Source organism: Thermotoga profunda AZM34c06 (genome assembly GCF_000828675.1).
GTDB lineage: Bacteria > Thermotogota > Thermotogae > Thermotogales > DSM-5069 > Pseudothermotoga_B > Pseudothermotoga_B profunda.
Window position 1 is genome coordinate 1,352,276 of record NZ_AP014510.1, and the last position, 11,299, is coordinate 1,363,574.

Annotated in this window: 10 protein-coding genes and 1 tRNA gene; 9 read left to right on the forward strand and 2 right to left on the reverse strand. The window is 39.7% G+C overall.

Annotated elements, in window-relative coordinates:
• Positions 1–119: 119 nt before the first annotated feature.
• Positions 120–1,430: a tRNA (N6-isopentenyl adenosine(37)-C2)-methylthiotransferase MiaB gene (gene miaB, locus TSP02S_RS06540; RefSeq protein ID WP_041082826.1), complete on the reverse strand. Its 1,311-nt coding sequence runs from the start codon at positions 1,428–1,430 to the stop codon at positions 120–122.
• Positions 1,431–1,460: 30 nt separating this feature from the next.
• Entirely contained in the window at positions 1,461–2,270 is an 810-nt protein-coding gene (rpsB, locus tag TSP02S_RS06545) for a 30S ribosomal protein S2 (RefSeq protein ID WP_041082827.1), read from the reverse strand.
• A 192-nt stretch (positions 2,271–2,462) separates the two neighbouring features.
• Between rpsB and udk the strand changes: the two genes are divergently transcribed.
• The 9 genes from udk (at position 2,463) to TSP02S_RS06590 (ending at position 11,268) form a co-directional block, all read left to right on the forward strand.
• Entirely contained in the window at positions 2,463–3,077 is a 615-nt protein-coding gene (gene udk / locus TSP02S_RS06550; protein WP_041082829.1) for a uridine kinase, read from the forward strand.
• Entirely contained in the window at positions 3,077–5,503 is a 2,427-nt protein-coding gene (locus TSP02S_RS06555; RefSeq protein WP_041082832.1) for a TolB family protein, read from the forward strand. The genes udk and TSP02S_RS06555 overlap by 1 nt, the downstream gene beginning before the upstream one ends.
• A 52-nt stretch (positions 5,504–5,555) precedes the next feature.
• On the forward strand, positions 5,556–7,016 hold the full coding sequence (locus TSP02S_RS06560) for a glycogen synthase (protein ID WP_041082835.1): 1,461 nt from the start codon (positions 5,556–5,558) through the stop codon (positions 7,014–7,016).
• Between the two features lie 13 nt (positions 7,017–7,029).
• On the forward strand, positions 7,030–8,031 hold the full coding sequence (galT, locus tag TSP02S_RS06565) for a galactose-1-phosphate uridylyltransferase (protein ID WP_041082838.1): 1,002 nt from the start codon (positions 7,030–7,032) through the stop codon (positions 8,029–8,031).
• 52 nt (positions 8,032–8,083) lie between these two features.
• Positions 8,084–8,356 carry a stage V sporulation protein S gene (locus TSP02S_RS06570; protein WP_041082839.1) on the forward strand — a complete coding sequence of 91 codons (273 nt, stop codon included), beginning with the start codon at positions 8,084–8,086 and terminating at the stop codon, positions 8,354–8,356.
• 4 nt (positions 8,357–8,360) lie between these two features.
• Positions 8,361–8,609 (forward strand): hypothetical protein, encoded by a 249-nt coding sequence (locus tag TSP02S_RS06575; protein WP_041082840.1) that lies wholly within the window; start codon positions 8,361–8,363, stop codon positions 8,607–8,609.
• Between the two features lie 52 nt (positions 8,610–8,661).
• Positions 8,662–8,736 (forward strand) — tRNA-Gly (locus tag TSP02S_RS06580).
• Between the two features lie 68 nt (positions 8,737–8,804).
• Positions 8,805–9,068: a 30S ribosomal protein S15 gene (rpsO, locus tag TSP02S_RS06585; RefSeq protein WP_041082842.1), complete on the forward strand. Its 264-nt coding sequence runs from the start codon at positions 8,805–8,807 to the stop codon at positions 9,066–9,068.
• A 67-nt stretch (positions 9,069–9,135) separates the two neighbouring features.
• Positions 9,136–11,268 carry a polyribonucleotide nucleotidyltransferase gene (locus TSP02S_RS06590; protein ID WP_041082844.1) on the forward strand — a complete coding sequence of 711 codons (2,133 nt, stop codon included), beginning with the start codon at positions 9,136–9,138 and terminating at the stop codon, positions 11,266–11,268.
• Positions 11,269–11,299 lie beyond the last annotated feature (31 nt).

Here is an 11,299-nt window from a genome sequence, read left to right on the forward strand (position 1 = left end):
TTCACATAGGAACTTAAATTGATAGTATTTGTAACTTGAAACCATTACAATTTAGTTGGAAAGTGAAGAGAAACCCCCCTATCCCCCTTGAGATACACCCCCCACGGCTTTGGCGGGCTTTAAAGCCCGCATTTTTTTTGCATTTCTCCATACAACGGCCCTGCCGTAGTCCGAGAGATTTTCACAAAAACTGCATCTCCTAAGGAAAGATTTTGCCCCGAAAAGATGACTATCTTGTTTCTGATATCTCTACCGTAATAAAGACCATCTTTTGTATTACCTTCGACAATGACTTCAACGCACTGATTGAGATATTTTTCATTCAATCTCTTATTTATCTGTTTTTGAAGTTCGAGTAATTCGTTGAGTCTTCTTGTTTTCTCTTTTCTATCTACGTCGTCTTTGAAATATTTGCTTGCAACAGTACCGTCGCGGGGTGAATACACGGCGAGGTTCAGGCGCTCGAATTCGATGTTTTTAACGAACTCAACTGTTTCATTGTGATCTTCTAAGGTTTCCGTTGGAAAACCGACTATTATGTCACTACTGATGGAAACATCTTTGATTTTGTCTCGAATTTTCTTCACTAAATCGAGGTATTGTTCTTTGGTATATCTGCGATTCATTAGCTTCAAGATGCGATTACTACCAGATTGAACAGGTATATGAAATGATTTCGCTGCCTTTGGATTTTTTGCAATAGTCTCTATGAGTTCGTCGGTGATGTCTGTGGGGTAAGAGGTTAAAAACCAGATCCTTTTTATGTTCTCAAATTCACTGGCTTGTTCTATCAATCTCGCTAAATTTGTACCATCTTTTAGATCTTTTCCATAAGCATCTACGTTTTGACCAAGAAAGGTTATCTCTTTCACACCATCTTGTATGAGTTTCTTCACTTCACGCAATATATCATCCATGGGTCTACTTTTTTCTCGTCCTCTTGTATAAGGAACGACACAATAGGTACAGAATCTATTACATCCATGAATGATCGTTATCCAAGCATGATGTTTTGAAGATCTCAATCTTGGCAAGTCTGAATTCACCGAACAAATTGTATCTGTAAGAAAAACTATTTTTTCTCCATGTATAGCCCTGTTCAGAATGTTTGATATTTCATTTATTGATCTTGAACCGATTACGAAATCTGCACCTAACTCTAAGAGTTTTTCGGCTTCGAGATTTGAACCGCATCCTGCTATGCCTATTATTTTCAATCGACCTTGTTTTTTGAATTTTAGAAGTTGACCGAGTTCTGAATGATATTTATCCTGAGATTTTTGTCGCACAACACAGGTGTTGAGTATAACAACATCGGCTTCTTGCAAAGAAGCGACTATGTCAAATCCATTTTCTAACAAAATGCCTGACATGATCTCAGTGTCGTTGATATTCATTTGACAACCATATGTTTTGAAGAATACTTTCATATAGAAACAGGGGGCTTGTGCCCCCTGTTTTCATTCCTCCTCTTCAATTTCTCCTTCTTCAAAAAGATCTGATATATCGAGCGAATCTTCTTCCTTCGTGATATCTTCAGATTCAGGCTGTTCGGCGGTTTTCTCAGCGGGTTCCTCGGCAAAAGAAATGCCTTCTTTTCCTTCGAGGTAAGCTTCGGCGATTTTAGAGGTGATCAATTTTATTGATCTGATCGCATCATCGTTAGCTGGTATAACATAATCAACAGGTTCTGGATCACAATTTGTATCTACTATGCCTATGACAGGTATACCCATAGAGTTTGCTTCTTCAACGGCTATTCTTTCTTTTCTTGGATCGATCACGTAGATTATATCGGCAGGTCTGTCCATACCTTTCAAACCACCGAGGTTCTTTCTCAATTTTTCAAGGACTTTTCTCAACCTACTCTGTTCTTTTTTGGGAAGTTTGGCAAGTTCACCGCTCTCTTCCATCTGCTCAAGTTCGATGAGTCTGTCGATTCTTGGCTTAATCGTTTTGAAATTGGTCAAAAGTCCACCAAGCCAACGGTTGTTAACATAAAAACATCCACACTTTTCTGCTTCTTCTTTCACCACATGTTGAGCTTGTTTCTTGGTACCGACAAGGATCATCGTTGCTCCTTCGCTGGCTCTTGATCTGACAAATTCACAGGCTTCTTCAACAAGTTTCAGAGTCTTTTGAAGGTCGATGATGTAAATACCTTTCCTTGCCCCATAGATATAAGGGCCCATCTTCGGATTCCATCTTCTTGTGCGATGGCCAAAATGGACTCCAGCTTCGAGTAGTTGTTTCATGGTGATAACCGGCATCAAAACACCTCCTGATTTGGTTAAATCTTCCGCCCTTCTCTTCTCCCTTGCCGACCCCTATGGGCACCGAGGCTTGGGATCAAAGAGCGTGCTTTTTCAAAAGCGTATATATTATATCCTTTATTGTTAAGTTCCGTATCAAATCATTGTAAAAATAAAAATCTGGTATTATTTTGCACAGGAGGTGAATTTTTGCTCCTAATTGGCATAGGCGGGGGAACGGGTTCTGGTAAGACAACGGTTGCCCGTAAGATTATACAAAAAGTTGGTGTAGATAGATGTGCTCTTCTACCAATGGACAATTATTACAAAGACATGGGACATCTTCCGTTCGAAGAAAGGAGAAAAATCAACTACGATCATCCTGATGTGATAGAATATGAGCTTTTGAAAAACCACCTTGAATTGTTAATAGAAGGTACTCCTGTCGAGATCCCAACATATGATTTTGCAACTTATGTTAGAAAGCCTGAAACAGTTTATTTTCCTCCTAAGAGTGTGGTTATTGTGGAAGGGATCTTTGCCTTGTATTATGACCAGATATACAGATTGTATGGACTATCGGTTTATGTTGATGCCGAGAGCGATATAAGGTTCATTCGTAGACTCAGAAGAGACGTTCGTGAAAGAGGAAGGACAATGGAGTCTGTTATAGATCAGTATCTACAAACTGTAAAGCCAATGCACGACGCGTATGTTGAACCCACAAAGAGAAAAGCAGATATAATAGTGCCTAAGGGTGGGCACAACGACAAAGCGATCGAAGTGGTTGTGAATTACATTTTCAAAAAATTGGAGTGTTCTTGATGAAAAAAATCGCCTTTTTCCTCATCATAATTCCCATTTTAGTTTCAGCTTCCGGAAGATTCAATTTGATAAGAACCTTATGGATAGATATAGCATATCAGGATAATTTAGAAAGACACGCCACGATTCTCTATAAAAAGGCCGATGAAATATACCAGAGAATTTCAAGGGAATTTGGCTTTACTTTGGACCCCAGGCCCATCGTCTACTTGATCGACAAAACAGACATCGCAAACGGTTATGCAAATCCATTGAACAATGTCATCGTCATATATCCAAATGAAATCGATCCTTATGTTTTCACTCCTAATTATGAAGAATGGGTGACTTTTTGTTTCACACATGAATTGACTCATCTATTCCTTACAAATTCATTTTCATCCTATATTTCATTCACATCATTCTTTGGTCACGCAGTTCCAGCAGCGATCCAATCTGTTTTGACACCCTTTTATCTCCATGAGGGTCTTGCGGTTTATTATGAAACATTTATTTCAGATTCGGGTCGTGGTAAGGATAGACTCTTTGCGGATTATATGGAGGAGGCTAAAAAAAGTGACGTAGGTTTGAGATATGCATCTTCTTTGAACACTCGCAGATGGCTTGCCGGTGGACCATCCTATGTCCAAGGTTTTTCGCTGTTGAATTCCATAGAAAGAAAATATGACCACGAGAAGGTAATGGAGCTGGTGAGAAAGTTTACTCAAGATCCCTTGGCTGGTTTTTACAGAGCTTTGAAGAATGCCAATTTACAAAATGATCTCGAAGATTGGCTCGCAAAACCTTTGCAAACACAAGAGGATGGGAGAATTTCAGAAATACTACTACGTGCGAGCAAACTGGATATCAATGCTTGGAGAATCTATTACATTGCAGAAAAATACAACGGTGAGGAGGCAATCTATTACTACGACACCTTCGCACAGGAACATGTAAAGCTCTTCGATGTGAACAACATCGTTTCATTCTCTATTAACAGAACAAGGATGATAGCACTGGCAAGATATGTTCAAGAAAAAGATTCAACTGTATCTCGGTTATATCTTTACAGTGGAACGGTAAAAGATCTTGGTATCGAAAAAGTTGTCGATCTATCGTGGATTAATGATTTTGAACTTGCAATGATTAGGCAAGATGAAGATGGTAAAAGATTTATTGATCTTTATGATCTAAGAGACAGAAGATTAAAGAGAATCTTCGGACCAGATAAATCAATTGTTCCACTGCAAATAACAGCTTCTGATGACAGAATAGTTTTTACCGCAAAAATTGATGGACAGATAGATCTGTTCATGATCGACAAAGATAGATCGATCAAAAGGCTCACCAATGATAAATATTCAAAATTATCTCCAAAACTTCTTTCAAATGAACTGTACTTCTGCGCAGATTATTCCGGTAGATTTGACTTATACTTGCTGGACATCAACAACAAACAGATTTCAAAGATGAATATAGAAGGTTCAATCAGTGGAATTGTTCTAAACAACCTGACTTACTCATTTAAAGTCGTTCCAGGTGGATTTGGTATTTTCAAACAACAATCACAACCAGAGGTTAAAATGAATTTTGAGATTCATGGTTTTGAACTTTCCACCTTTGAGTCTGCAAAGATGAATGACGTACAAAGTTATTATGATTCGATGAAATTGAGATTTGTATTGCCCTTTCCATATCTATCATTCGACTCAGGAAGGCTGGACTATGGGGCAGGTTTTGCCACGGGATTTTGGGATGATTTGATGGACACATACATGATCTTTGGATGTGTGTGGTCTTGGGAGAATTGGATCGCCCAGTTCATGATAAAGTCACAATCTGATTCTTCATTAACTGTACAATTTGATCAAAAAAATAACCTCTTTACACTTTCAACAGAGCTTGACATACCATTCTACATAAACAAAAGGCTGATGGATGAAAAACTCAATTTGATCTTGGGCATGAATCTGGATCAGACATTGTTTTTAAACCCGCGGGTTAGGGTTTTATATTCGCTTGGGAAGGTAGGAGGCAAGTTACATCAAGTGACTTTCCCTGACGTTGCACTTTGGTCGGATGTTTTACCAAATGTCAGTGTTGGCTTTGCAAAGGCATTTTTGTTTAAGGACAGTATTTTCAGATTTTATAGCCAGGTGAGACTCACAGATTTTCAATATGGGGCTGATCTAATTATCCCGGGTCCTTCAGTCAATTTTGGCTCTATAGATGGTTTTTGGGCAATCGACAGTGTGAACTTCTCGCCGGGTTTCTCTGTAAAGATCGACAATGACAAGACTGTTTACGATATACGGCTCAAGACAACCTTCAACTGCCATGTGATTTACCAAGTTCCCATTCCATTCTCTGTCACGGTTGGTGTTAGAGAAGGCAAAGGTTATCTGAATTTTTCTGTAGAAGATGTGTTGAGCCTTTTCTTAAATTGAAAAATCTTTCAATAAATGAGCATGGTATAATTTTGAAAAAAGGAGTGGTTATATGAAAGTCGCAATGGTTGCCTATGAAGTTTATCCTTTTGCGAAAGTTGGTGGGCTTGCCGATGTCGTCGGATCTCTTCCAAGGGTCATAGAAAAACAGGGCGCCAAAGTAACCGTTTTTATGCCATTTCATAAAGTCGTCCAAAAAAATTGTTCGAAACTTGGTTTGGGAATAGAATCTGTCGCAAAATCCATACAGGTTCCAAATTTGCAGACCTCGGAAAAATTCGATCTCTATAAGACTCGAATGCCTGAATCTAATTGCGTCGTGTACTTTATAGCGAATGATTATTATTTCTCCTCTGAAAATGTCTACGAAGGACCAGATCTGGCAGAACAGGCAATCTTCTTTTCCAATGCTTCTTTAGAAGCTATGAAATACCTTTCGGAAACCTTTGACTTGGTTCATGCACATGATTGGCAGACAGGTTTGATACCAGTTTATCTTAGAACAATCTACAGAACGGACCCGTTTTTCTCAAAAACTGCAAGCGTTTTCACGATACACAATTTGGGTTATCAGGGTATCTTCAATCCAAAATACATTAAATTTGCTGGACTACCAGGTTATCTGTTCAATATCGATGGACTTGAGTTCTATGGACAGATGAATTTCTTGAAAGGTGGAATTCTTTTCAGTGACATCGTCACAACGGTTAGTCCTACTTATGCACAAGAAATTCAAACTGAACAATTTGGTGAAAAACTCGATGGAGTATTGAGACTCAAAGCCGAGGATTTGTACGGAATATTAAATGGTATAGACTACGCCGAGTACAATCCGGCAACTGATAAAAGAATATATGCAAATTACGATCTTGAGCATGTCGCTGATAAGAAAATAAACAAAAAAGAACTACAAAAAGAACTTGGATTGCAGGTTAGGGAAGATACGGCTTTGATTGGTATGATAAACAGACTTGTCGACCAAAAAGGATTAGACCTTGTTGAAAAAATTGCGGACTATACAATGATGTTCGATGTGCAATTTGTAGTTCTTGGAACAGGCGATAAAAAATATGAAGAATTCTTCAAGAATCTCGAAAAGAAATATCCAACAAGGGTTTCAAGTAACATCAAATTCGATATAGATCTCGCGCAAAAAATATATGCGGCGAGCGATATGTTTTTGATGCCATCGAGGTATGAACCATGTGGGCTTGGACAAATGTACAGTCTGAGATATGGTACGATACCCATAGTACGTTACACAGGTGGTCTTGCCGATACTGTAAAAGAATACGATCCAAAAACTAAAGAAGGAAATGGATTTGGTTTTCGAGAATATGACGCCGCTCATCTTCTGGAAGCAATTGCAAGGGCCGTTTATTTCTTCAAAAACGAAGGTGATCACTGGATGCGAATAGTCAAAAATGCCATGAGTACCGATGTCTCTTGGGATAAATCTGCGAGGCAGTATATGAAAGTCTATCAGGAAGCTTTGAAAAAGAGAAAGTTCTAAGGAGGATTTGCCAATGCCTGAGTTCAGAAAAGATCCTGTGCTGAAAAGATGGGTCATAATAGCCACCGAGAGAGCAAAGAGACCCCATGATTTTGTCAGACCCAAGATAGAAGAAAAACCAGCTTTCTGCCCATTCGATTATGGAAACGAACACACAACACCTCAGGAAATCCTTGCGTTTAGACCAGCTGACACTGCTCCAAACACACCCGGTTGGTGGGTGAGAGTGGTTCCAAACAAATTCGGTGCTGTTAATTCCGAACTTCAAGCTAAGAGATACGGTGTCGGTATGTTTGATGCAATGGACGGTTTTGGATATCATGAAGTCATCATCGAAACACCTGATCACAATACACACCTTGCTCTGATGGATTATAAACAAGTCGAGGAAATCGTCTGGGCTTACAAGCAGAGATATGATACCATTGCACAAGACGAAAAAATTCAATATGTTCTCATCTTTAAAAACCACGGTCGAGATGCAGGAGCTTCTCTGCAACATCCTCATAGTCAACTCATAGCCATTCCAATAGTACCAAAAAGGGTTCAAGAAGAAATGAATGGATCTCAAGAGTACTACACCTACAAAGAAAGATGTGTCTTTTGCGACATAATAGATCAAGAGATACAAAGGCAAGAGAGAGTAGTTGAAGAAAATGATGATTTTATATCGCTTGAACCTTTCGCAGCGCGTTTCCCCTGTGAAACATGGATCATTCCAAAAAAGCACATGAATGATTTTAACGACATCACGGAAAAACAAGTTAAATCTTTTGCACGAATTTTGAAGAATACATTGTACAGAATATACAAAGCACTCGACAATCCACCATACAATTTCATGCTTCACACATCACCAACCAATGGTGAAGGAAAAAATTATTATCATTGGCATTTAGAAATTGTCCCTCGTCTCACTAACGTGGCAGGATTTGAGTGGGGATCGGGTTTTTATATAAATCCTATGCCTCCTGAAGAGGCAGCAAAATATTTACGTGCAGTTGAAATACCATGAAATTATGGTAAAATTCTCTTGTACAACACTCACTCCAAGGAGGATTGGTAGAATGGAGATTTTGAAGGTCAGTTCAAGTTCGAATCCCAACAAAGTGGCGGGGGCTATTGCGGGTGCATTATCAAAGGCGGACAAGGTTGAGATCCAAGCTATCGGTGCAGGTGCAGTTAACCAAGCAGTAAAGGCTATTGCAGTAGCGAGAAGATTCCTGAACGAGGGTGGGAAGGATATCTACATGATTCCCGGTTTCATTGAGGCTTTGATTGACAATGAAACAAGGACTGGGATGTCCTTCAAGGTGTTTGTAACACAAAAACAGTCCTGATCAGATGGACGATGTCCTACAGGAGATAGTCAATGCTTGTATTGAAGATCGAAGAATCTTTGAGATAGTTCAAGCTGTCGCAAAAATGACAGTACAGGAAAGAGAACAGTTTGAATCAAAGGTAAAGAACTATTATCTGAGTAGGACAGATCAGGTAGATTTACAGGCTTATCAATTTTATACTTTCATATTGAGTGAATCGAACGCACAAAGAATAGTAGAAATTGTTTCATCAAGAGGACTGTGTGTTTAAATGTTTTTGTAATTTGTTCAGAGTTGTTGTAGATGTGGTATAAATGTTTCGTGCGGGCGTAGCTCAGTGGTAGAGCATCAGCTTCCCAAGCTGAGGGCCGCGGGTTCGACCCCCGTCGCCCGCTCCAGACCTCAACTCGGACATGGGTGAAGCCCTGCCTGGGTTGAAGGATTACAATATTTGGAGGTGCAACTGGTGGATCAGAGAGAGAAACAGCAGATTATTGAGCAGTTCAGGATCAACGACAAGGACACTGGTTCAGTTGAAGTTCAGGTAGCCATCTTGACGGCAAGAATTAAGCATTTAACAGAACATTTGAAGGTTCATCCAAAAGATTTTCATTCCAGACGTGGCTTGATGAAGATGGTTGGCAGGCGTAGAAAATTCCTCAAGTATTTGAGAAAGGCAAATCCAGAATCATACAGGTCATTAATTGAGAAACTGAACCTGAGAAAATAAAAAATTAAAAAACAAAAAGGGCGGGCATCTGCCCGCTTTTAGTTTCTTAGAAGTAGAGGTGATTTGTTTGAAGACATGGAAACGTGAAATCGTTGGAAGGGAATTTTTTGTTGAGCATGGAAGAGTCGCAAAACAAGCAAATGGTGCCATCATGGCTCGAATAGGTGAAACAACAGTCCTTGCAACGGTTGTAATGGCTGATTCTATCACAGAAGGTATCGACTTTGTGCCACTGACTGTCGAATTTCAAGAGCGCTTTTATGCTGCCGGCAAAATACCAGGTGGATTCATTAAGCGAGAGGGTAAACCAAGTGAAATGGCTATTCTGTCTGCAAGAACAATTGACAGACCCATTAGACCCCTGTTCCCAAAGGATCTTCGAAATGAGGTACAGGTTGTTGTTACTGTGATTTCCGCAGATGCAATTAATCCACCTGATATAGTGGGTGTTTTTGCTACTTCACTGGCTCTTAACATCTCTGATATCCCATTTAATGGTATCGTTGCAGCTGTCAGAGTCGGACTTGTTGATGGTGAAGTTGTCTTTTTCCCAACCGAAGAGCAATTGCAAAAGAGTCTACTTGATATAGTAGTCGCGGGCACAGAAGATGCCATTACTATGGTGGAAGGTGAAGCGAAAGAAGTAAGTGAATCACAGATGGTGGATGTTTTGTTCAGAGCACACGATGCTATCAAACAGATAATTGATTTTCAAAAGGAAATACTATCTGAGTTCAACATCACAAAAATCAACTTAGAAAAAAAACTTCTGCCAGAAGAAGTTTTAAGCGATTTCGAATCTCTAATCGATGAGAGTGAACTGAGAAATAGGCTTTTAACACAAGGCAAAAAGGCCAGAGGATCGGCTTTGGATGAATACTACAATAAAATCTCTAATAGCTTAAAAGAAAAATATGGCGAAGAGAAAATTGAAGAACTCGCAATTCTTCTCAAAGACGCTTATGAAGAAAGATTAAAGCACAAGATGAGAAGAATCATAGTTGAAGAAGGGATAAGACTCGATTTGAGAAATCCAAAACAGATAAGACCTATAAGTTGTGAGATTGGATTACTTCCAAGAGTCCACGGTTCGGCACTTTTCACAAGAGGAGAGACTCAGAGTCTTGGAATAGTCACACTTGGTGCACCAATGGATGAACAAATCATAGACTCATTGCTCGAAGAAGGAACCAAAAGATTTATGCTTCACTACAATTTTCCACCATTTTCAACGGGTGAAGTCAAGCCGTTGAGAGGTCCAAGCCGTCGAGAGATCGGTCATGGCTATCTGGCTGAAAGGGCTTTGAAGTTTATCCTTCCAAATGAGAATGAATTTCCTTACACGGTGAGGGTCGTCTCGGAGATACTCGAATCAAATGGCTCATCTTCCATGGCAACTGTTTGCTCTGGGTCACTCGCACTCATGGACGCCGGGGTTCCAGTGTCAAAACACGTTGCAGGTGTTGCGATGGGTCTTATACTGGAAAATGATGCTCAGATAGTTTTGACAGATATACTCGGTGCCGAAGACCACTGGGGCGATATGGATTTCAAAGTTGCCGGTACTAAAGACGGTATTACTGCATTCCAGATGGATTGTAAGGTTTCTGGTGTGTCACGAGATCTTCTCGAAAGAGCCTTGAACCAAGCAAGAGAAGCAAGATTATATGTTTTGGAAAAGCTGTATGAGGCAATCGATAAGCCAAGGGAAAATCTTTCTAAATACGCACCAGTCATCAAGGTAACAAACGTTGATCCATCCAGAGTTGCTGAGATAATCGGTCCAGGTGGGCGTGTCATAAAGGGCATTATAAAAGATTACGATGTGAAGATATCTGTTGATGATCTCACTGGAAGAGTCAGTGTGATTGGCGATGATCAGACTAAGGTTGATGCTGCAATCAGACAGATAAATGGTATTGTGAAGGAAATAGTTGTCGGTGAGATCTTTGAAGGAAAGGTAACCCGCATAGAGCCATTCGGTGTTTTTGTAGAAGTTGCACCAGGAAAGATTGGGTTATTACATCAGAGCAAACTTGTGAGAAATCTCAAATCAATCAAGATAGGCGATATCTTAAGAGTAAAGGTGAGTAATATTGACAACAGCGGTAGATTCCAACTTGAGGAACTTTCTGACGATGATGACCAAAACCAAACACAGAAAAATAAGCCATATAAAAAGGGTAGAAAAGAAGATTAATTGAACAAATAACTGATCACGCGTGCCAGCA

What these genes read in the sequence shown, in the direction of transcription:
- miaB (WP_041082826.1), bottom strand. Translation starts at nt 1,430, where the DNA reads ATGAAAGTATTCTTCAAAACATATGGTTGTCAAATGAATATCAACGAC.
- rpsB (WP_041082827.1), bottom strand. Translation starts at nt 2,270, where the DNA reads ATGCCGGTTATCACCATGAAACAACTACTCGAAGCTGGAGTCCATTTT.
- TSP02S_RS06555 (WP_041082832.1), top strand. Translation starts at nt 3,077, where the DNA reads ATGAAAAAAATCGCCTTTTTCCTCATCATAATTCCCATTTTAGTTTCA.
- TSP02S_RS06560 (WP_041082835.1), top strand. Translation starts at nt 5,556, where the DNA reads ATGAAAGTCGCAATGGTTGCCTATGAAGTTTATCCTTTTGCGAAAGTT.
- galT (WP_041082838.1), top strand. Translation starts at nt 7,030, where the DNA reads ATGCCTGAGTTCAGAAAAGATCCTGTGCTGAAAAGATGGGTCATAATA.
- TSP02S_RS06570 (WP_041082839.1), top strand. Translation starts at nt 8,084, where the DNA reads ATGGAGATTTTGAAGGTCAGTTCAAGTTCGAATCCCAACAAAGTGGCG.
- TSP02S_RS06575 (WP_041082840.1), top strand. Translation starts at nt 8,361, where the DNA reads ATGGACGATGTCCTACAGGAGATAGTCAATGCTTGTATTGAAGATCGA.